The sequence below is a fragment of the Petrotoga sp. 9T1HF07.CasAA.8.2 genome, assembly GCF_002895585.1.
Taxonomy (GTDB): domain Bacteria; phylum Thermotogota; class Thermotogae; order Petrotogales; family Petrotogaceae; genus Petrotoga; species Petrotoga mobilis.
In genome coordinates this window covers 12,184-34,726 of record NZ_AZRI01000004.1, presented here as the reverse complement: position 1 = coordinate 34,726, position 22,543 = coordinate 12,184, and the positions used below count along the sequence as shown (strand labels likewise).

Genomic DNA, 22,543 nt, shown 5'->3' with positions numbered 1-22,543 from the left:
GGAGGAATATTAATGTTCCTATACGGCAACGAGGAAAAACAAAAGAATATGGAAATGATCGCCAAAAGGATAGAGGTATGTGAAAAGTGTCCCTTGAATCTTACAAGAACTAATACTGTGCCCGGTTCCGGAAACGTTGATTCACCAATAATGTTTGTAGGTGAAGGTCCTGGTGCAGACGAAGATGCTTTGGGAGAACCTTTCGTTGGAAGAGCGGGGCAACTTTTAGAAAAGATGCTCAAAGAGTATGCAAAATTGGAAAGAAACGATGTTTTCATCACAAACATAGTTAAATGTCGTCCTCCTCAAAATAGGGTTCCCACACAAGAAGAGGTTAAAAGTTGTCAATCCTATCTTGATGGGCAAATAATTGTTATCAAACCAAAAATAATCGTAACCCTTGGCAATACACCGCTGTATTATTTTACGGGTGAATCTAAGATAACTCAATCGCGTGGACGTTTCTTCAACTGGTATGGAGACATTAAAATCTTCCCAACTTTTCATCCAAGTTACCTCTTAAGAAACCAAAGTTCTACTAAAGGATCTCCAAAATGGTACGCGTACCTGGATATGAGGATAATCGGGATCATGTACAGAGCATTAAAACAAGGCAAGGATGTTGAAGAGGTTACTAAAACAGTTGAAGAAAAGATTAAAAGCCTTGAAAATGCTGGAGGGAGTCAAACTTGAAACTCTTATCCCTAGAGATAGAGGGTTTTAAAAGTTTTGGCAGAAGAACATATTTTAATTTGGATAAAAATATTATCGCGATAATCGGTCCAAACGGATCGGGGAAATCAAACATTGTAGACGCGATTAGATGGTTATTAGGAGAGCAATCTCAAAAACAGATGAGAATATCAGAAAAAAACGATGTATTGCACATAGGAAGCAATGGAAGTGACTCTTCCAACTATGCAAAAGTTTCGCTAGTAGTACAAAACGACAACAATGAAAAAATTAAAATCTCAAAAATATTGGAGAAAGACGAATCCAACAAGTACTATGTAAACAACAAAGTCGCCACACTTAAAGAAGTGCAAAATGTATTCAACAAAGGAACCGGGAAAAGCTTTTACTCGATTATTGGACAAGGCCAAATTGGTGAAATAGTTAACTCCTCGCCTGAAAATATTAGAGATATCGTGTTGGATGCTTCAAACATAGCCACGTACTTAGAAAAAAAAGAAATATCGATCAATCTATTGAATAAGACAACTGAAAATTTAGACAGAATCAACGATTTACTATTCGTTGTAGATAAAAGATTAAAATCTTTATCCATTAGGGCTGGTAGGGCAAAAAAATACCTTGAATATCGTAATGAAATCAAAAGAATAGGAAAGATGTACTTTGGTGCTTCTAAAATATCTTTCCTAAAAAAGATAGAAACATATCAAAAGGAGATACAAGAAAATTCTCAAAGAATGAAATCTCTGCTATCAGAGCTTTTTGAAGTAGAAAGAAGCTATAGAAATTTAAAAAGCGAAATAGAAGATACTGACAAACAACTATCCATCAACGGAGACATGGTAGAAAACTACAGGCAAAGGGTTCAAACGATAGAAAATGAAAAAAACCATTTAACAGAAGAACTGAATGAGAACAACTCTTCAATAATAAGCAAAGAGTGGGAATTAAACTCTTTAGAAGAAAAAATGAACAAGCTTGAACAACAGTTAAAAGAACTCTCTAAAAACGAAAGAGATTTTAGAGAAATAGAAGAAAAAACCCAAAACAAAACAAACCTTATAAACGAAAAAAAGAATAGTATTATACAGGAAATAGAAAAACAAGAAGAATCGCTCAAAACCTTAGAATCCGAATTATCAAAGGCATCTCAAGAAAAAGAAAGGAAAGAAACAGAACTAAAAAACCTCCAAACAACATACAGCAGTAACCAAGAAAGAATTAACTTACTAAAAGATCAAATAAATACCTTGAAAACAAAATTAGAAAACAATTTACAAAAAATGAAAGAAATAGAAGAACTACTCTCTCATACAAAAGGCACTGAAATTCAATTAGAACAAAGATTAAAAAAGAAATTCGACGAGTTAAAACACACGGAAAACTCTTACAATACCCTTTTATCAGAAATTGACTCTCTTCAACAAAATGAAAAGAATCTGTTTTACACATATCAATCTTTAACCAGGCAGATCAACGAATACGAAGGATTCTCAACAACGATAAAAGAATTTTTCAAAGTCTTTAAAGATGACGATAACGTAGTGGATGTCGTTGCCAATTTAATTAACACAGAAGAAAAATATGAAGAAGCGGTCTCGACAATAGCCAGTTCAAGAATACAAAACATAGTAATAAAAAATTCGTCAAAGGCAAAAGAGTATTTGGATCTTGTGAAAAAAGGCAATAATGGAAAAATCACCCTTCTTCCACTTGATCTATTAAGGACTGAAGTACGATTACCAAAAAACTTCTTAAAAGAACCCGGCACCATAGACTTTGTAATCAATTTAGTAAACTACACTCAAGAATATCGAAAGGTTATGGAGTACGTTTTCTCTAACTCACTGTTAGTCGATAATATCGAAACAGCTATAAAAATATCGAAAATGAAGTATCCTGGAAATATTGTCACTCTCAGCGGCGAGTTAGTCTACTCTTCTGGTGCCATAACCGGAGGAAAATCTAAATACGATCATTCTTCTACGGTTCTTAAAAGAAAAAGAGAGATCTCTGAAATAGAAGAAGATCTTAACAAAATCAGAAACGACCTTGCAAACAAACAAACCCTATACAACAAAGTAAAAGAAAAACTTAATCTTCAAAAAGAAGAATTAGAATCAACAAAAGACGAGTTAAGGCAAGCAACAGTAACAAAAAACGCACATGACCTTGACTACAAAAAAATAAAGGAAGAAATTAAAAATCTGCAAGAAAGTATAACTTTCTACAACGAAAGATTAGCAAACTATGAAGAAAAAACCAAAACCCTTGATCAAGAGATACAATCATTAAAAATGGAAATCGAAAATAACCATCAAAATACTACTCAAACGACTAAGAAAATGCAACAAATCGAAGAAACCATCAAAGACAAAAAAGCCCAACTCAATCAAATAGAAAAAGAGCTTATAGGCCAAGAAATGGAGTTAAAAAGCATAAAAGAAAAGTATGAATACTACAAAAATCAAAAGTCAGCAATTGAAAATGAATTAAAAGAAATAAAAATTAAACAGCAAAAAACAAAAGAATCCTTTGATAGCTTAAAAGAAAAGAACGATAAAATAAACCAAGCCATAAACGAACTCAATAAAGAAAAAGACTCTCTCAACAACGAAATTTCAAAATTATTTGAACTGATGAAACAAAGTAGGACAGGCAAATACGACAAGGCCAAAGACTTGGAAAATTATGAAAATCGTATAGACAAGTTAAAAACTGAAATAAATACAATAAAACAAAAAAATCAAGAGATTGAATTTGAAATAAAAGAAGCCAACCACAACATACAATTCCTAAACGAAAAAGCCCAAAACTTAGAAATTAACGAAGAAGAGTTCGAGCTAAAAGAATTACCCGAAAAAGACATCCAGGCACTTGGGAACAAACAAAAAGAATTGGAAAGTTCATTAAAAAAGCTAGGTTCGGTTGATTTAACTGTTTTAGACGAATACGAAGAAGTAGAAAAAGAATACCAAGAAAATCTAAAAAACAAAGAAGACATAATGAAATCCATAAATTCTCTTAAACAAAGTATAAAAAATCTAGACGAAGAAGCTCAACGACAATTCAACACATTTTTTAACAATCTGAACAAAGAATTCTCATTCTTCATCTCAAAACTTTTTCCAAATGGATACGGTGAACTCAGGTTAATTGGTGAGGGCAAAGAGTTTGAAAAAGGGATCCAAATATCTGTAAAAAAATCTGGGATGAACTTTCAAAAGCTCTCTCTCTTTTCAGGAGGAGAAAAAGCTCTCATAGCTATAGCTTTTCTCTTCTCACTCATGAATCTAAACCCGAGTCCTTTTTATATACTAGATGAAATCGATGCCCCTTTGGATGACCTAAACGCTGCCAAAATATCAGACTTAATATTAGAGAACTCTAAAAAGTCTCAATTTTTGATAATAACCCACAATAAAATAGTGATGGAAATTGCCGAGCTTTTTTACGGAATAACCATGAGGGAAGGAACTACGTACATAGTTCCCGTTGATTTCAAGGAGTTGGAAAGATGAAAGCCGTAATAGGAACTCCTATCGGTAGTGTGATAATCTATGTCAAAAATGACAAAATAACTAAGATAAGGCTAACCTTTCAAAAAGAAGGGTGGGCTGCAAGACAAAAGAATAAAGATTTTCCTTCCTTAGACGGGTGGTCCGCCAGACAAAAGAATAAAGATTTTCCTTCCTTAAACGGGTCGGCTGCAAGACAAAAGAATAAAGATTTTCCTTCCTTAGACGGGTGGGCTGCGGGGCGAAGGGGCGCTAATAAAAATGAGAATTATTACAACTCGAAAACAAAGAAACATTTTGATATAATATATGCATATCTATATGGAGATCTCCAAAAAATCCCAAAAGAAATATTTGACTTCCCAGGTGAAACAGCTTTTGCAAAAAGGGTTTATGAAACTCTGTATAACACAAAAAAGGGAAGTGTAATTACCTACAAAGAATTGGCATCAAAGGCCGGAAATCCAAAAGCGTACAGAACTGTAGGAAATTTGATGAAGAAAAACCCTTTACCCATAATTATCCCGTGCCACAGGGTAATAAAAAGTGATGGCAGTATAGGAAAATTCAGTCCAACTATCAAGTGGAAAAAATATCTACTTGATTTAGAAAGATGAGAAATGGGTGAAGGGTAAAGCTCCTTTTCCTTATGGGCGGGCTGCGGGGCGAAGGGGCGCTAACACAAAGTTTTAGAATATATAAAAACGGCTAAAAAATTTATCAGAAGGTGGAAAAAATGGATTTAAACGATACTAATAAAAGATTACATCCAAAACTCTTTAAAGTACCCATCGACAAAATAAGAATGGGCTATTACACCGACAAATATTTCACAAGGTATGTAGAAGTCCTAAAAAAAGACAAAAGAAAAGTAAATGTAACCTATCAATTCTTCCCAAGGGCAGACTGTGTAGTAGTTGGACTAGACGAAGCGCTAGCTCTTTTAACTTACGGAACAGGTTACTACAAAGATGAAGAAAAGGCAAAAGAGATCTTTGATGAAATTTTAACCATAGAAAGAGCAATACAAGACGCCTCTACACGAATGGACAAAGAAGAACTTCTAAATTGCACAAATAAAAAATGGGACCTAAGAATGTTATTAAACAGTTTATGGGTAGATAAATGGGACGAAATAGAAGTATTAGCTTTAAACGATGGAGACGAAGCGAAGAGTATGGAACCTGTTTTCGTAATCGAGGGTAATCCTGTTTATTTTGGGTATTTGGAAACGCTTCTTTTAGGGGTAATGGCAAGGGCTTCTAGTACGGCTACCGCTGTAAAGAAAGTTGTCAATGCTGCCAAAGGAAAACCGATTTTATTTTTCAGTGCAAGATTCGACCATTTTTGGGTTCAAACAACCGACGGTTATGCAGCTTTGAAAGCTGGAGCCTTTGGGGTATCTACCGATGCAAACGCTGATTATTGGGGGGTTGAATCTCTAGGAACAATACCTCATGCCTTAATTGCCGCTTACAATGGTAACACCTCAGACGCAGCTATAGCTTTCAACAAATACATAGATGGTCACGTAAATAGAATGGTGTTAGTAGACTGGGACAACGACGTTATCGGAACCACCATCAAAGTAGCAAAAGACTTTTACGAACACATATACGGTGAAAAACCCAATATTGACAGGGGAGACTTGTCTAAGATAATTGGTGAAGGAAAAGACAAAATTTGGGCAGTTAGATTCGACACATCCGGATCCTTAAGGGACAAATCCGTTATTCCAAAAGACAAATCATCTTTAGGAGTTAACCCGGAGATGGTCTGGCGGGCGAGGAGAAAATTCGATGAACTAGGAATGAACAATTTAAAAATAATGGTCTCAGGGGGATTCAACCAAGAAAAAATTGATTTATTTGAAACCCTTGAAGTTCCCGTAGATCTCTACGGTGTTGGATCATCGTTACTGAAACAAAAAGTTGACTTCACAGCCGATATAGTAGAAGTCGATGGTAGGCCTTGTGCGAAAGTAGGAAGAAAAAAAGGAGACTTCTCACGATTAAAAGTCGTCGAAAAAAATTATTGGGAATACTAATGGAGGTATACTATGTTTTCAATGACACTCTTTCTAAGTCATTTTGTATCTGATTTTGCCTTTACCAACGTTTATTCTGATAAATTCTTGGACAAATCCAGTTATTATAAACATCTAATCTGGGTCTTATTGGTCTTTTTGGCTTTCAATTTTGATATGTTAACAGGATGGATGCTTTTAATAGTTTCACTTTCTGTCCTTCTTCACATAGGTATAGACTTATTAAGAATACAAAACAAAAACACCAACATTTACTTCGAAATCATATTTTTAGGGGCTTTTTTTCTTTGGTCATACCTATTCAGAAACTTTTTTCAAGATTCCTTCTTATCCAATATTTTTCAATTCTATATTGTAGGAATGATCGTAGCAACAAGTTTTGGAAGCTTCTTATTCAGAACTTTCAACTTATTCGAAAAAGAAAGAAAAGACACAATCGGTGCATCGGAAAGGTTAGCGATATTCATTTTTATAATGGCTCAAAACTATCTTTGGTCTATTATAGCACTAGGTGCTGGGTTGGCATACAAACTTATCTTTGTAAAAGAAAAGAATATAAAAGAGCTAATCTTATCGCCAACCTATGCAATATTAGTTTCCTTATTTTGGTTTTTACTCATGGAAAATATATACTAAGAAGGCTGAAAATTCATGAAAGAAAGAAAAAGAGACGTATATTACTGGCAAGAAAGAACAATCTTAAAAAATTTAAATATGGAATGGCAAGAGCATGCGATATTTAAATTCATAGACAAACAAGGAATTCAGGGGGTTGGGGCAGCCACCCCCAATTACTATTTTGGCGAAACATTTAAAACTACTATGGCGATATTGGAATTGATTAGAGACCTATTTGAAATGGAAGATGATATTGAAAATATCCCCAATATCGAAGAAAAATTCAATGAAAAGATAAAAAGAGACAACTCTTCAAAAACCGCTGTTTTTTTAGCCATTTTTGACTACCTAACAAACAAATACAATTACGACCCTATAAACTTACTCTTCCCCACTAAAAAAGGTATCTCACAAGAATCTCTCTTTAGGATTTTTTGGAAAAAAGACACCAATATCTTTGATTTACTTCCTGAAATTCAAAAAGATGAAGAAATTGTAAAGATAGAGTTCTTAGAAAAACCGTTGCTCTCAGAGTTTGAAAAAATATTGAAACTCTTCAAAAATAAAAAACTATGGATCGACCTGAGAGGTTTATTTTCCCAACATGAAATCAGACTCATTCTAAAACTTCTAAAAAGCTCGGAAATAATGGCTTTAGAGCAGCCAACACCAAAGTATAAAGAAAATACTTTAAGCAACCTACAAATAAACTACCCAATATTTTGGGATGAATCCATCGAACAGCCAGAAGATATAATCAGAGTATCAAATATTGCTTCAGGGGTCGTCTTAGACATCACCAAAGTTGGTGGATTAACCAACTTAAAAAAACACTATGACTTAGCCAATACCCTCAACTTGGAAACAGTCATCTCCACAAGAATAGAACACCCCATAAACCTAAACTGGTCCAACAAAATAAAAAAAGCATTCGATATAATAGATTTGAATATAGATCATTATATTGTGATATAATATACTGACGAGTAATATACTGATCAGTAATATACTCACCAGTATATTACTGATCAGTATATAAAGGTGGTATATCCTGAACTTTTATGATAAAAAAATCAGATGAATTGAAAGCTGGCCAAAGGCCACTAACAAAGACCCTTTTCCTCACGGGTGGGGAGCGGGGCAAAGGGGCGCTATAAATGAATTTTTATGATAGAGACAAAGAATTAGAAGCTCTTAACAAAATCCTTAACTCTGAAGAAAAAAGATTCACTGTTTTATACGGAAGAAGAAGAATAGGCAAGACTTCTCTCATTAAAAAAGCCTATGAAAATCGTGAGAATTTTTTATATTTTTTTGTTGAAGTAAAAAGAGAAGAGGCACTGTTAAAAGAACTGAGTAGTCTTTTTTCTAAGGCAATTTACACAAATTGGTACGACCTTTTTACAGATCTTTTTGAAAGATTTGATCACATAATTTTTGATGAATTCCAAAATTTCTTTTTGGTAAATAGCGATATACTTTATTCTTTGCAACATGCTTGGGATGAAACAAAATACAACACAAAGCTTACGGTTTTGGGTTCATACACAGGACTCATCAAAAAAATATTTATGGAAGAAAAAATGCCATTATTTGGAAGAGTAAATAACTTTATTAATCTCAAAAAGTTCAACTTAAAAAGCGGACTAGAGATGTTATTCGACTTTGGTTACGATACTGAAGAAGCTTTAGAAATCTATAGCCTTGTAGGTGGTGTTCCCAAATATTTGTGGGGCTTTAAAGACAAAGAAAATTTAAAAAATAAGATATACGAGTTATTCATCGCCGATTTTTCACCTTTCAAAGAAGAGTCTAAAAACATTTTAATTTTAGAATTTGGTTCTGAACATAGATCCTATTTTTCAATATTGGAAGCAATCGGGGGAGGCAATAAAACTCTCAAGGAGATAGAAGACATTTCAAAAATCCCTTCTACTTCCCTTTCAAAATATTTAAACGAACTAGTGAATAATTATGAGATTTTAAAAAAAGAAAACAGCATATTAGACAGAAAAAGAAGAAACGCAAGGTATTCTATAAACGATGAATTTTTTGACTTTTACTTTAACCTCTTGGGTAGATACCTTTCAGAAATAGAATTCAATCCTAAAAGCGCATTAGAAAAAATATACCAACAATTGCCCACTCATATTGGCCATCAGTTTGAAAATATCTGCATACAATTTTTAAAAGAAAAACCCAATTATCCCGGTTTTCTCATTAATAATATAGGAAAAAGCTGGGGAAAGGTTCCTTATTCAAAACACTTGTCGTATGATATAGACATAGTAGCATATAACGACGACAACATCCTCTTTGGTGAATGCAAGTGGACTAATAAAAAGATGGGAATAAAAGATTTGGAGACACTGAAACTGAGAAGTAACTATGTAAACTTTGGAAACAAGAAAACAAAATACATCCTCTTTTCCAAATCTGGTTTTACACCAGAGTTACTCAAATTTCAAACTGACGACTTGTTTCTTCTAACTCCTGATAAAATGGTATCTGAATTATTTAAGGATTAATTGATCTTATGATACATTTGTTTAGTATTATAAATTTATCTTCTCGTCAACACTTCTCATAATGTTTTTAGCGCCCTTTCGCCAGGTAACTCACTCAAAAGATTAAGAGATGTATTCAAAAGATATAAACTATTAATCAAAATTTCAAATAAAACCTTGATATTTCAAAAAAAGATAGTATACTAATTATTAGTATGCTAATAGTTAGTGAGTTAATTATTAGCATACTAATAGAAGATAGACGCAGTCTTTGAAACTACAGATCTTTTCCTTAAATGGGTGGGGAGCGGGGTGAAAGGGCGCTAATAAAAACTCTTTTCCTCACGGGTGGGAAGCGTTTGCTGGATTGTGCAAACGATGTATTTTTGCAGCCTTATGCAAAAAGTTTTTTGCTGCTTCGTGCAAAACGTCTTTTTGTAATTGTTTTAGAATAATTTCCATACCCTCATTTGCTTCGCAAATGACGTATGCAAATGATGTTACGCGAATTTGGGGATCTTAAGGGGTTTACCCCTTAACGTCCGGCGCTAACACCAAGTTTTAGAATTTCTAAAAGCTGCAATCTAACTATAAGAGAAAAGAAGAGGAGAAAAGAAATGAAAGACCAAACACTTTGCACAGAAGATTTCCCTTTTGATGAACTCAATCCATCAACGATCAACGTTGTCCAACAATTCTTTCAAGTGATGAACCTACAAAGACAGTTAAATTTTAAGATCATGGCAGAAAAAGATGTCTATCCAGGGCAAGGAGTTTGCTTATGGCATATTTCGAAAAATCCTGGAATAAGTCAAATACATCTTGCAAAGCTCATGAATGTTGCTCCTCCAACCGTTTCGTTGATTCTCAAAAGGTTGGAAAAAATGGGGCTCATACTCCGCCAATCCGATCCAAATGACATGCGTACTCTTCAAATCTACTTAACTGAAGCCGGAGAAGAAGAAATAAAAAATTTAAAAACATCCTTTTCAAAGATGGTGAGATACAGCTTTGAAGGGTTATCAGATGAAGAACTCAACACATTTAACGAGTTACTAAAAAAAATATCCAACAACCTATCAAAACATTTACAAAAAGGAGAAGATCAAGGATGAGAACCATACTAAGCAAATATTTAAAACAGTATTATAAAGAAGTAATTTTGACATTGGTTTTACTCACCGTCCAAGCTGTCTCAAACTTATACCTACCAAACTTAAATGCAGACATTATCAACAACGGTGTTGCCAAAGGAGACCTCAATTACATCATGCAAGCCGGAGGAAAGATGTTGTTATTTTCCCTATTACTCGTTGGTGCTGCTGTAGGGGCGACATTTTTTGCCTCAAGAATCTCTGCAAAATTTGCCCAGGACTTACGCAGAGATCTTTATTATAAGGTAATGAGTTTCTCTCAAAACGATATAGACAAGTTTGGAACCGCCTCGTTGATAACAAGAAACACGAATGATGTATACCAAATTCAGATGTTGGTATTAATAATGTTGAATGTGATGATCCTTGCACCTATAATTTCAATAGGTGGCGCTATTATGGCTATTCGCCAAGACGTTGTCCTTTCTACTTCCCTTTTAGTGATAATTCCAGTGATGGGAATGGTTGTATTCTTCTTAATGCGTAAGGCAATCCCACTTTTTAGAAGCATGCAAGTAAAGCTCGATAACGTCAACCGTGTTCTGCGAGAAAAATTAATGGGCGTACGCGTCATCAGAGCTTTCGTGAAAGAAAAAAGTGAAGAAAAAAGATTCGATAAAGTTAATGACGACTTAACGCAAACCTCCATAAAAGTAAATAGATTATTAGCATTAGGTATGCCTCTTCTAATGCTCATCATGAACCTTTCAACCGTTAGCATTCTCTGGTTCGGTTCAATGCGAATAGACAGTGGGGCAATGCCAATAGGCAACTTGACAGCCTTCTTAACCTATATAATGGAAATACTCATATCAATAATGATGGCGATGATGATGTTTGTCATGTGGCCTCGTGCAGAAGCATCTGCCGATCGTATCAAAGAGGTATTAGAAACTGAACCTACAATTAATGAACCAGACAATCCTGTTCTTTTAAAAAGTAAAGAAGGTACTGTATCTTTTAAAAATGTGACATTCAAATACGAAGGTGCTGAGAAACCCGTATTAAGAAACATTTCTTTTGAGGCTAAACCAGGCAAAACTACGGCAATTGTAGGTAGTACCGGAAGCGGTAAAAGCACTCTTATAAACTTGATCCCACGCTTTTACGAAGTTACCGATGGGAAGATAGAAATCGACGGTGTAGATATTAGAGAACTGTCGATGGAAAATCTTAGAGACTCCCTAGGTTTTGTACCTCAAAAAGCTTATCTATTCAGTGGAACGATAGCTTCCAATCTAGCATATGGTAAGAAAGATGCAACGGAAGAAGAAATGTGGCATGCTTTAGAAATAGCCCAAGCGAAAGATTTTGTAGAAGAATTACCTGACAAACTACAAGCTCCAGTTGATCAAGGAGGAACGAACTTCTCCGGTGGTCAAAGGCAACGTTTATCGATTGCACGGGCAATTGTCAAAAAACCAAAGATCTATATATTCGACGATAGTTTCTCAGCTTTGGATAATCGAACCGATGCCAACCTTCGAGAAGCCCTAAAGGAAGAGACTAAAAACTCCACAGTTATAATAGTAGCTCAAAGGGTAAGTACCATACTTAATGCAGACTTAATAATCGTTCTAAACGACGATGGAACGATAGAAGGACAAGGAAAACATTCAGAACTTATGCAATCATGTGAAGTCTATAGAGAGCTTGTAAAATCCCAGTTACCAGAGGAGGAAACCGCATGAGTCCCAATAACACAAAAACTTCTAAAAGTTCAACCAATCGACCTATGGGGATGGGAATGGGAAGGCCAGGAGGAGCAACTCCTGGGGAAAAACCAAAAAATTTTTGGGGTTCCTTAAAAAGATTACTTGGATATTTAAAACCTCAATTAGTACCTATTTTGTTCGTTGTTTCTTTTGCCGTTCTTGCTACAATCTTTATGATAACAGCCCCTAAGATAATAGGGAACGCCACCAATGTGTTATTCGAAGGTATAATAAGTAAAAATATGCCTGAAAATATGACAAAAGAAGAAGCTATACAAATGCTTAAACTCTCAGGCAATGATCAAATTGCTGAAATGATTGGGCCAATGAACATAATTCCAGGCCAGGGAGTGGATTATAACAAACTCGTACAAATCTTATTAACCCTCTTGGTAATTTATGGATTATCAGCCCTTTTTAATTGGCTACAGCAATATATGATGGCTGGTGTCTCTCAAAAATCCATCTATCGGCTCAGAAAAGAAGTTGACAACAAACTAGCAAAACTTCCACTTAAATATTTTGACAGTCATTCCCACGGTGATATTCTCAGTAGAGTGACCAACGATATTGATAACATAGGAAGAACGCTTCAACAAACGTTAATACAGATCATAACAGCTACTGTGACTATAATCGGTGTCATCGTTATGATGCTAACGATAAGTCCTTTGCTCACCTTAATAGCCTTGACGCTGATTCCTTTATCTCTAATTGTAACAATGTTCATCGTAAAAAAATCTCAGAAACAATTTGAAACGCAGTGGGACAGCACGGGAAAACTCAACGGTCATGTAGAAGAAACATATTCAGGTCATAACATTGTAAAAGTTTTCAACAAACAAAAAGAAGCTAAAGAAACATTCGACAAAGAAAACACCAGGTTATACCAAGCAAGTTTCAAATCTCAATTCATATCAGGCATAATAAGACCAGCAATAGCCTTTCTAAACAATCTTAACTACGTTGCTGTCAGTGTTATCGGAGGACTCAGAGTAGCAAACGGTCTGATGACACTTGGAGATGTACAGGCGTTCATCCAGTATTCAAGAATGTTTACCCAACCGATAGTTCAAACTGCTAATATTATAAATATTTTACAATCAACTATCGCTTCTGCCGAAAGAGTATTTGAATTCTTAGATGAAGAGGACGAAGTTCCTGATCCAGTCGATCCTGTAGAATTACCTGAAGTAGAAGGAAGAATAGCGTTTGAAAATGTATCTTTCAGTTATGACCCTAACAAACCTTTGATAGAAGGCTTAAACTTAGTTGTTCATCCTGGGGAAAATGTAGCGATAGTTGGACCAACAGGTGCAGGAAAAACAACACTTGTAAACCTTCTAATGAGATTCTACGATGTTACAGATGGAAGAATCACCTTAGACGGTGTTGACATTAGGCAAATGAGAAGATCAGATCTCAGAAAAAACTTTGGTATGGTCCTTCAAGATACCTGGCTTTTTGGAGGCACGATAAAAGAAAACATCGCATACGGTAAAGAAGATGCCTCTGATGAAGAGATCATACAAGCTGCTAAAGCGGCGTATGTAGATCATTTCGTGAGAACATTACCCCATGGTTACGACACAATAATAGATGAAGAAGCTTCGAACCTATCACAAGGTCAAAGACAATTGATAACCATCGCAAGGGCTTTCCTTGCAGACCCCAAAATTTTGATCTTGGATGAGGCAACAAGCTCTGTGGACACGCGTACAGAAACATTAATACAACAAGCTATGGAAAAATTGATGGAAGGGCGAACAAGCTTTGTAATTGCTCATAGATTATCTACAATCAGGAATGCCGACACGATCTTAGTAATGGATCATGGTTCCATTGTCGAAACTGGAAATCACGAAGAACTCATGAAAAATGAAGGCTTTTACTACAATCTCTATATGAGTCAATTTTTGGGAATCGATTTAAAAAAACCAATTAAAGAACCAAAAACATCACAAAAAAATATAGCTTCTGTCAAAAGCTAAACCCTCTCCACCCCAACTAAGTTGGGGTGTGGAATGGATGAAAGTAATAAAATAATTTCCGAAAATACGCCCTAAATGGGCGTTTTTTCAATTAAAAATTGCCAATAATTTCCACTTCAGAATTATATGCGGGATTTTATTCACTCTTTCCCGCCAACTTTTATTCTAGGGTCAAGCACCCCGTAAATTAAATCTAAAATTACAATACCGCAGATGTATAAAAGAGTTGTAAAAGACAAATTACCCAAAAGAACTGGAATATCATCTTGTTGAATAGCAGCCCAAAAAAGGTTCCCCATTCCAGGCCAATTAAAAATACCTTCGATGATCAATGCCCCAGAAAAAGAATCGAGCACAGATAAAACCGACATTGTTAAGATTGGAGGAGCAGAAGCTCTTAAAGCATGCCCAAACAAAACTTTTCTTTCAGGAATACCCCTAGCCCTTGCGGAAATTATGAAATCATTCTGGAGATTTGTTAACACGATATTTCTTGATAAATATGCTCTACCCCAAAAACGAAAAAAAACAAGCGTAGTTAAAGGTAGAATTAAATGATACACAATATCGGCAAATCTTTTTATAAACCCCACAGGAGGCGGGATGCTAAATATACCACCAGAAGGAAATAAAGGCATTTTGAAAGAAAAAAACATGATCATTACCAGTCCAACCCACCATGTTGGAAGGCCGTAAAAAATCATTGTAAGTATCGAAGTTGTTTTGTCCATGAATCCTCCTGCTTTTTGAGCCTTTTTTATGCCCAGGTATACCCCCAAGAAAATATCTATGATAATAGCCATAGTAAAAAGAAGCATGGTATTAGGTACTCTTTCTAAGATAATTTTAATGACGTCAGTTTCTCCTTTAAAAGATCTTATATACATAGATTGACCATAATTAAAAGTGATCGTATCGAACCAATCAGAGAAAATCTCGGGTAATATTGGTCCTTCCAAAAGGTAGCTATAGTGAAGTTTAAACATGACGTTGAAAAGTACAGCATACACAAAAATAATAACAAAATAAATCATAACACCCATTAACACCCTTTTAAAAGCATATCTCCAATACATCGACGTAACCACCTTAATATCTATTTTCATCAAAATTAAAAAACCCCACATTTGTGGGGATTTTTCAAACCTTTTCTACTTCCTGATCTATCTCTTTGTACCTATAACAAGCAACGTAGTGACCGTTTGAATCTTCTACCAACTCTGGATCATCCACATTCTCAAAACATTCGGGCTGTGCATAAATACACCTTGGATGGAATCTACATCCTTTTGGTATATTTGCTGCAGATGGGATCTCTCCTTTTATTGGTAATTCTTTTATTACGTTTTCTTTTCCAGGTAAAGGTTCTGGTACTGCTTCTATCAAAGCTTTGGTGTATGGATGTAGAGGTCTTTCAATTATTTCGTCAGCATCGCCTAACTCAACTATTCTTCCAAGATACATAACAGCAATCCTGTCGCAAAAATATCTCGCGGTTGATAAGTCATGAGTTATGTATAGATACGTAAGCCCTAAATCTTGCTGAACATCTTTCATCATGTGGAGAATTTCTGCCCTAGTTGATAAATCGATCATAGAAACGGGTTCATCCGCTATTATGAAATCCGGAGAAAGAACTAAGGTCCTTGCCGTTGCAACTCTTTGCCTTTGCCCTCCGCTGAGCATGTGAGGATATCTATCCATAAACTCTTCAGGAGGCGTCAATTTAACTTCATTTAGAACATTCTTTGCTATCTCTTCAATTTCATTAGGATCTTTGGTTTTGTTATGAATGATCAAAGGTTCTGCCAAAACATCTCTAACTCTAAACCTTGGATTCATCGAAGAGTAAGGATCCTGAAAAATCATTTGTACATCTTCTTTATACTTCTTAATTTCCTCAGTGGAAGACAAAAAAGTAACATCTTCACCCTTAAATATTATTTGGCCCTCTGTGGGTTCTTCTAATTTCATCAATAATCTACCCGTCGTTGATTTTCCACAACCAGATTCTCCAATTAAGCCAAATATCTCTCCCTTTCTTATATCAAAACTTACATTATCCACCGCTCTAACCCATCTTCGTTTCCCTTGAAACACTTCTGAAACGGTTCTTCGCAAGGGAAACCACTTTTTTAAATTTTTAATGCTCAATATGATTTCATCATTCATCGAAACACCTCCAACAAGCTGCAAAATGTCCGGGTTCAATTTCTTTTAAAGGTGGTTCTTCTACTGCACATCTATCGAAAGCAACCGGACAACGCTCATGGAATCGACATCCACTGGGTGGATTGAGCAAATCAGGTGGTACACCAGGTATAAAGGCTAATTCTTCAACTTTTTTATGTAAACGAGGTGTAGCTCCCAGCAAACCTTTTGTATACGGATGTGCTGGTCCCTGGGGACCATAAATATGATGATTTTCTCCTATTTCAGCTATCTTACCTGCATACATCACCATTATCCTGTCCGCTACTTCCGCTTCAGTAGCTAAATCATGGGTTATAAAGATAAAAGACAAATTAAGATCCTTTTTTAGCCTTTTCAGAAGATTTATTATTTGAGCTTGAACGATAACATCTAACGCCGTAGTAGGCTCATCGGCAATAACGACTTTAGGCTCTAAAAACAACGCCGTTGCGATTACAACACGTTGTTTCATACCTCCAGATAATTCATGAGGATATCTCTTCAAAATATCCTCTGATAAACCCACCTGGTTTAAATATTTTTTAATTATAGCCAGAGCCTTTTCTTCTTCCATCTCCCTGTGAGTTTGAAGGGTTTCCAGCATCTGTTTTTTAATGGTATAAACAGGGGTCAAACTATTCATGGCCCCTTGAAACACCATGGAAATCTTCTCCCACCTAACTCTTTTACGCAAAACTGATTCTTTTAAAGGAACTATATTTTCTCCATCTATATTAATCTCACCACTTACAATCTTGCCTGGAGGGTTTGGCATTCTCAAAAGACCCATGCCCAAAGTCGTTTTACCACATCCTGACTCTCCAACAAGACCTAATGTTTCACCTTCTCTCAGAGAAAAGCTTACATCGTCTAAACCTTTTACAACACCTTTTCTTGTATAATAGTACACTTTTAAATTTTTAACATTTAAAATATCATTCATTCATATCTACCTCGTTCTCAATTTTGGATTTAAGATGGTGTCCATTGCAAAGCCTAAAAAGGCAAAAGTCATACCTACTAAAGCAATAGCAATTCCAGGAGACACAACCCACCACCAAAGACCATTCGTTACGGCACCACCGTTCATAGCATCGTGGAGAATTTGTCCCCATGTTACTATGGTCGCATCCCCCAAACCAAGCAAACTAACAGTTGCCTCGTAAAGAATGGCACTAGGAACATTCAAAGCCATACTCGCAAAGGAGTATGGAATCAAGATTGGAACCATATGTTTGAAAATAATTCTTCTGTGTGAAGCACCTAAAGCTTTTGCCGCTTCAACATATGTTTCTTCTTTTATTTGTAAAGCCATGCTCCTCACTGTTTTAACAGGACCTACCCAAAAAAACAAACTCATCATAAGAATCAGGCTCCAAATAGAAGGGCTAAATATTGCTGATAAAACAATTAAAACAGGAAGGAGAGGTATGTTGATGAAAATTTCCCAAATTCTTTGCATTATAGAATCAACTATACCACCATAATACGCAGAAACAACTCCGTAAATAACTCCTACTGACACTGAAATAGCAGATGTCATAAGCCCTATGAACAATGCCCATTTAATGCCTGCCAACAAACCACTCCAAACATCCCTTTTAGCGTTATCTGTACCAAGCAAACCAGAAACGCTTCCTGAAACAACTAACCTTGTGTCTTCAATAACAGTTTCTTCTGTCATTTTCATTAGATTAATATTTAGCTTGTAAGTTCCCTTTAACGGAGTTGGATTTGAAAAAAGTTCACCATCTGCTTGTGAAAAAAGCACAGTATTTACGTCAACTCTCGGGGGGAGGTTTTGCACATATCTCCTTGCAAAGCTTCTAACGTTGTTACTTGATTCATTAACAAGTGATACTCTAAAATCTCTTTCAGTGTTCGAAGTAAAACTTTTATTCACTAAATTGATTGTATTACCATCTGGCCGTTCAAGCACCATATTCAAACTAAAGTTACCTTTAAAAGTCCCTCTATAGATTAGATCAACAGGAGGAATATCATAATCGTAATCATACTCTATAACTGTATTTAAAATACTTATTGGACCAGAAATATTTTGTTCTGTATATTCTAAATCTTCAATATATTCAGTTGGAGTATAATCCTTTTGAGAAAACCAATTTATCCAAACGGGAGGAACGCTTCTAGGATTATCTTCCCAATATGTTATATCTCTCCACCTTGTAGAAGCTTCGGGGAAAGGGGTTAAAAACGGTTCAAAAATGACTAAAAATATAAAAAGAAGTAAAAGAATTATTCCAGCTATACCAAATTTAACTTGCTTGAACTCATTCCAAAAATCTTTTAACTGTTTAGTATAGCGTTTTGTTTTATTGTTTGTCTTTATTTTATTCACGCTTTCCCACCAACTTTTATTCTAGGGTCTAAGAAACCGTATATCAAATCCAAAACGACGATACCAGAAATATATATGAGCGTTGTTATTGAAAGGTTACCTAAAAGAACGGGGATATCATTCATCTGAACCGCTGACCAATAAAGGTTCCCCATTCCAGGCCAACTGAATATACCTTCAAACACCAGTGCTCCAGAAAAAGAAGCTAACAAGGATAAAAGGGACATGGTTAAAATAGGGGGTGCAGAGGTTCTTAAGGCATGACCGTATAAAACTGTTCTTTCCGGAATACCCCTTGCCCTTGCAGACATTATGAAATCCTCTTGCAAATTTCCTAAAACTATATTTCTAGTTAAATAAGCCCTTCCCCAAAAACCTATGAACACCAAAGTAATTACAGGCAAAGCCATATGATACAACGTATCAAACAGCCTTCCAAAAAAGGTTGTTGGAGGTGGGACACTGTTCATACCTCCAGATGGGAAAATAGGTATTGCAAATGCAAACAACATTATCATGACCATCCCAAACCACCAAGATGGCAGACCGTATACCCCCATAGTTATTATAGAAGTAGTCTTATCCATTGTTCTTCCAGCTTTCTGGGCTTTTTTTATCCCCAACCATACACCAATCAAAATATCGATAATTATCGCAGTGGTAAACAACATCAAGGTATTGGGAATTCTTTCTAAAACTATTTTAAGTACGTCTGTTTCACCCTCAAAAGACCTCATTACAGTTGAATTCCCATAATTGAAAGTCAACGTATCGATAGCCCTCCAAAAAATTCTGGAAAGCACCGGATCATCTAAGTGGTATAACTGACGAAGTTCGCTGATCCTTCTCTGCCTGTATTCTAACAAATATTGAGGATCTGTTCCTACCTGTGACATCTTCATCATTTCACCGTTTACTTGTTCGACTATTTGACTATTTAACGTCTGATCCATTACCGTGTTAAATAAAGCCGAATATATAAAAATGATGACAACGTAGATTAAAACACCCATCAATATTCTTCTTACTGCATATCTCCAATACATACAGTTAATCACCTCTGTATATAATTCAACTTTCTGAAAAATAGGCTCCCGTGAGGGAGCCCTTAAACCCTAAAAAGGCTTTTTAGAACATTAATACACAACGATAGTTGTTGAATAAGTAGATGGAATAGCTCCTTCCGATCTTGCAGTAACTACAACTGCATAAGTACCGGGGTCTAATGTATTAAGCACGTCTCCAGGTATAGTTGCAACAAATGTTCCAGCTGTTTCTACTTGCGCCTTGAAACTCACTGGCCCTTCTGGTGTGATCAAAGAAACCTCTACATCCCCTTCAGGAGCCGGAGAATATGTATCGTATGGGTAAAGAACCTCTGATACATTAACCGTAACAGGTAAGTCTAACCCTCTTATAGCAGCAAAAGCAAGTTCTATACTATCAACGTTCAACCTAACCGTTTCAAAGTACTCGTTCCAATATCCACGTTCGAATGGGTACCTCTCATCCCTAACAGCCGTTAATTCAACAAAACGTGCACTGGGATCATATCTGGTCATCATGAAAGGACCATTCCCTATATAAGCATGGTTGTATTCATTAACAAAATCAAGTGCCGCTCGGTACCTTTCGACAGCCTCGTCAGGTGTAACCATGTCTTCAATGTAAATAGGCACGTATCTTTCATTTATCATCTTTTGAAGTTCTACTTTAATATCGTTAACCGATACAGGCTCAAGTACATCCACTTCGTAAATGTTTCCACCAGCAGCTGTTGCTGAGAATGTGTACTCTCTTCCTGAAGCTCCTCCATTTTCAACCAACCTCGTTAAAGCTTCAACTATTTCCCAAGAAACACCTATTGGTTGTCCTGATTGAGAAACTGACCATCCAGGTGCTCCCCAAGTAGCTAAGTACATATCATCAATCGGGAAGTTGTAATCAAACCATACGGTTATCGAACCGTCTGAATTTATTTTTCTTGCAACCTCAACTTCTAGTCCGGGCATTGCTGAAGCAGAATAAGTCGCATCGTACCTTGAGTCAGTGGGTCCGGAATCAACTGAAAGGTCCCATACATATAGAGGCTGATACATATAATCTACTAAACTTTCAGAAATTCCATGATGCCAAACACCGTATATTATATCGTAAGTAGCAACACTAACAGATGTAACGCCTGGTCCTACAGGGACCCATTTTTTACTATCAGGATCAACTCTAATAGCATCTGCGGGGACCTCTATTAAACCAACCATCTCACCGTTTTCGTCAACTACAAATTTGGTGTCCAACGTTTCCATCCTTGGAACAACTTTTGCAGGTGTATGATCTGCTGAAGCCGGACTTTCAAACATACCGTAGTCGTACATATTCGATGCAATGTTTATGGAATAGCTATCGTTGAATCCATCCGTTCCTACAGGATCCCAAGCACCCATGAACAAAGATCCTTGAGCAGAGAATTGAACAACGTTCAAGGTTCGATCAACCGTATCTCCAGTGATAATGGACCATTGATTTAATCCATCTCCTAGCCCATATACCATTCGTCTGTTGAATCGATCTTTGTTAGCGACATAGAAGTCTTCTTGGTAGGTCAGGTATATTCTAACGGAATCTCTTATACCCAATTCAGTTGCTCTTAGAATCATATCCCAATACTCTTCTTCTGTTGCAAAATTACCGGCATAAACCTTTTGAGTTAGCTCATCAATCTCATCTTGTTCATAGTTCCAAAATGTTGGCTCTTGACCTCCTGGCATATTAGCATACCAAGGTGCATACATTTGGGAGACAATGTGGTGCCAGTACTTTCTCGTAGCACCTGCGCCCCAACCTTCTGTGTATATATGCCATTGAAGATCTGCAGGGTTTGAGTAATAAGCAAGATCAACTGCTGCATATCTGTCTATTTCTACTCTTTCAACCATTATACCAGCTCTTTCGATTTGATCAGCTATGTATCTGCCTGCTGGTAACCTTCCGTTAGGGTCATCTACGCGAATTATGAACTTCAAGGTTACTGGTTGTCCATCGAATGTCCACCATTGACCTTGTTTTACCAATCTTCCTCTATTTTCAGGCAGATTGGCAGCCTCATTCATAGCGTTTTCTATCATTTCAAAAGCTAGATCTTGGTTACCTTCTGGAGTAAAACCCATATTTGCAGTAATATCAATGTAAGGTTGGGTCCCAGGTTGTCCAGGGGTTGCCATCGTATACATTACTCCACCTGCACCTTGAAGAATCTCGTCGACTAAATACTGTCTGTTAATTAGGTAATTCATAGCATACCTTACTTCTTGAATCGCCAACGGGTTAAAATACTCAACACCGTCAACATTTACCGTATACGGAGGTTCGTTTGGTATGGGGTTAAATAATAAAGACCAAGAACCCGATGGAATGTTGTAAATATCTAAGTTTTGAAGTACCGATTGGGGCAAAGAATTAATCGTTGGAGCCCCAACACCCGTAAAAAACACATCTACGTTACCAGCTGCGACATCTTGAATTGCGACATCTTGTTGCATTCTCACACCGAAATAAACCTTATCCGGCATAGGTCCCTGTTCTGCTAATGCAAAAGCAGAAATCAAAACAAACGTAACCAACAAAAAAGTCGCTACTTTCTTCATAATATCCCTCCTTTAAGATTTGTAAAATCTTAATTGAAACCAACTTAACCCACCACAAAACAAAAACTTAAAATAATATTATTACTACTTAACAATATTTTCTT

The 22,543-nt window shown here is 36.1% G+C and carries 16 protein-coding genes; 10 read left to right on the top strand and 6 right to left on the bottom strand.

Annotated elements, in window-relative coordinates; genetic code table 11:
- Nucleotides 1-12 precede the first annotated feature (12 nt).
- From X925_RS00360 to X925_RS00315, 10 genes are all read left to right on the top strand, one after another.
- Entirely contained in the window at nt 13-693 is a 681-nt protein-coding gene (locus tag X925_RS00360) for a uracil-DNA glycosylase (protein ID WP_121958821.1), read from the top strand.
- Nucleotides 690-4,214, top strand: coding sequence for a chromosome segregation protein SMC (smc, locus tag X925_RS00355; RefSeq protein WP_121958820.1), 3,525 nt, complete (start codon nt 690-692; stop codon nt 4,212-4,214). The genes X925_RS00360 and smc overlap by 4 nt, the downstream gene beginning before the upstream one ends.
- Nucleotides 4,211-4,828 (top strand): methylated-DNA--[protein]-cysteine S-methyltransferase, encoded by a 618-nt coding sequence (locus tag X925_RS00350; RefSeq protein ID WP_121567385.1) that lies wholly within the window; start codon nt 4,211-4,213, stop codon nt 4,826-4,828. The genes smc and X925_RS00350 overlap by 4 nt, the downstream gene beginning before the upstream one ends.
- A 119-nt stretch (nt 4,829-4,947) precedes the next feature.
- Nucleotides 4,948-6,258, top strand: coding sequence for a nicotinate phosphoribosyltransferase (locus X925_RS00345; protein WP_103065900.1), 1,311 nt, complete (start codon nt 4,948-4,950; stop codon nt 6,256-6,258).
- 12 nt (nt 6,259-6,270) lie between these two features.
- Nucleotides 6,271-6,894 (top strand): hypothetical protein, encoded by a 624-nt coding sequence (locus X925_RS00340; RefSeq protein ID WP_121958819.1) that lies wholly within the window; start codon nt 6,271-6,273, stop codon nt 6,892-6,894.
- Between the two features lie 15 nt (nt 6,895-6,909).
- The gene (locus X925_RS00335; RefSeq protein WP_121958818.1) at nt 6,910-7,851 is read left to right on the top strand and encodes an enolase C-terminal domain-like protein; all 942 of its coding nucleotides are present in this window, start codon (nt 6,910-6,912) and stop codon (nt 7,849-7,851) included.
- A 182-nt stretch (nt 7,852-8,033) separates the two neighbouring features.
- Nucleotides 8,034-9,404: an ATP-binding protein gene (locus X925_RS00330; RefSeq protein ID WP_121958817.1), complete on the top strand. Its 1,371-nt coding sequence runs from the start codon at nt 8,034-8,036 to the stop codon at nt 9,402-9,404.
- Nucleotides 9,405-10,000: 596 nt separating this feature from the next.
- Nucleotides 10,001-10,498 carry a MarR family winged helix-turn-helix transcriptional regulator gene (locus X925_RS00325; RefSeq protein ID WP_121958816.1) on the top strand — a complete coding sequence of 166 codons (498 nt, stop codon included), beginning with the start codon at nt 10,001-10,003 and terminating at the stop codon, nt 10,496-10,498.
- Nucleotides 10,495-12,228, top strand: coding sequence for an ABC transporter ATP-binding protein (locus tag X925_RS00320; protein ID WP_121958815.1), 1,734 nt, complete (start codon nt 10,495-10,497; stop codon nt 12,226-12,228). The genes X925_RS00325 and X925_RS00320 overlap by 4 nt, the downstream gene beginning before the upstream one ends.
- Nucleotides 12,225-14,243: an ABC transporter ATP-binding protein gene (locus X925_RS00315; RefSeq protein WP_121958814.1), complete on the top strand. Its 2,019-nt coding sequence runs from the start codon at nt 12,225-12,227 to the stop codon at nt 14,241-14,243. Before X925_RS00320 ends, X925_RS00315 begins: the two co-directional genes overlap by 4 nt.
- Nucleotides 14,244-14,383: 140 nt before the next feature.
- Here the strand turns inward: X925_RS00315 and X925_RS00310 are convergent, their stop codons facing one another.
- The 6 genes from X925_RS00310 to X925_RS00285 all read right to left on the bottom strand — a co-directional run bounded on the left by X925_RS00310 (nt 14,384) and on the right by X925_RS00285 (nt 22,439).
- Nucleotides 14,384-15,319: an ABC transporter permease gene (locus X925_RS00310; RefSeq protein WP_121958813.1), complete on the bottom strand. Its 936-nt coding sequence runs from the start codon at nt 15,317-15,319 to the stop codon at nt 14,384-14,386.
- A 64-nt stretch (nt 15,320-15,383) separates the two neighbouring features.
- Complete coding sequence (locus X925_RS00305) at nt 15,384-16,415, bottom strand: ABC transporter ATP-binding protein (RefSeq protein ID WP_121515167.1); 1,032 nt, start codon at nt 16,413-16,415, stop codon at nt 15,384-15,386.
- Nucleotides 16,408-17,379: an ABC transporter ATP-binding protein gene (locus X925_RS00300; protein WP_121958812.1), complete on the bottom strand. Its 972-nt coding sequence runs from the start codon at nt 17,377-17,379 to the stop codon at nt 16,408-16,410. Before X925_RS00300 ends, X925_RS00305 begins: the two co-directional genes overlap by 8 nt.
- A gap of 6 nt (nt 17,380-17,385) precedes the next feature.
- Nucleotides 17,386-18,795: an ABC transporter permease gene (locus X925_RS00295; RefSeq protein WP_233187705.1), complete on the bottom strand. Its 1,410-nt coding sequence runs from the start codon at nt 18,793-18,795 to the stop codon at nt 17,386-17,388.
- Complete coding sequence (locus tag X925_RS00290) at nt 18,792-19,841, bottom strand: ABC transporter permease (protein ID WP_121958811.1); 1,050 nt, start codon at nt 19,839-19,841, stop codon at nt 18,792-18,794. The genes X925_RS00295 and X925_RS00290 overlap by 4 nt, the downstream gene beginning before the upstream one ends.
- Before the next feature lie 90 nt (nt 19,842-19,931).
- The gene (locus tag X925_RS00285; RefSeq protein ID WP_121958810.1) at nt 19,932-22,439 is read right to left on the bottom strand and encodes an ABC transporter substrate-binding protein; all 2,508 of its coding nucleotides are present in this window, start codon (nt 22,437-22,439) and stop codon (nt 19,932-19,934) included.
- Nucleotides 22,440-22,543 lie beyond the last annotated feature (104 nt).

Bases quoted from the DNA above. Each gene is read 5' to 3' on its own strand.
- X925_RS00310 (WP_121958813.1), bottom strand. From the start codon at position 15,319: ATGTATTGGAGATATGCTTTTAAAAGGGTGTTAATGGGTGTTATGATT.
- X925_RS00350 (WP_121567385.1), top strand. From the start codon at position 4,211: ATGAAAGCCGTAATAGGAACTCCTATCGGTAGTGTGATAATCTATGTC.
- X925_RS00305 (WP_121515167.1), bottom strand. From the start codon at position 16,415: ATGAATGATGAAATCATATTGAGCATTAAAAATTTAAAAAAGTGGTTT.
- X925_RS00290 (WP_121958811.1), bottom strand. From the start codon at position 19,841: ATGTATTGGAGATATGCAGTAAGAAGAATATTGATGGGTGTTTTAATC.
- X925_RS00320 (WP_121958815.1), top strand. From the start codon at position 10,495: ATGAGAACCATACTAAGCAAATATTTAAAACAGTATTATAAAGAAGTA.
- X925_RS00315 (WP_121958814.1), top strand. From the start codon at position 12,225: ATGAGTCCCAATAACACAAAAACTTCTAAAAGTTCAACCAATCGACCT.
- X925_RS00335 (WP_121958818.1), top strand. From the start codon at position 6,910: ATGAAAGAAAGAAAAAGAGACGTATATTACTGGCAAGAAAGAACAATC.
- X925_RS00325 (WP_121958816.1), top strand. From the start codon at position 10,001: ATGAAAGACCAAACACTTTGCACAGAAGATTTCCCTTTTGATGAACTC.
- X925_RS00345 (WP_103065900.1), top strand. From the start codon at position 4,948: ATGGATTTAAACGATACTAATAAAAGATTACATCCAAAACTCTTTAAA.
- X925_RS00330 (WP_121958817.1), top strand. From the start codon at position 8,034: ATGAATTTTTATGATAGAGACAAAGAATTAGAAGCTCTTAACAAAATC.
- X925_RS00360 (WP_121958821.1), top strand. From the start codon at position 13: ATGTTCCTATACGGCAACGAGGAAAAACAAAAGAATATGGAAATGATC.
- X925_RS00340 (WP_121958819.1), top strand. From the start codon at position 6,271: ATGTTTTCAATGACACTCTTTCTAAGTCATTTTGTATCTGATTTTGCC.
- X925_RS00300 (WP_121958812.1), bottom strand. From the start codon at position 17,379: ATGAATGATATTTTAAATGTTAAAAATTTAAAAGTGTACTATTATACA.
- X925_RS00285 (WP_121958810.1), bottom strand. From the start codon at position 22,439: ATGAAGAAAGTAGCGACTTTTTTGTTGGTTACGTTTGTTTTGATTTCT.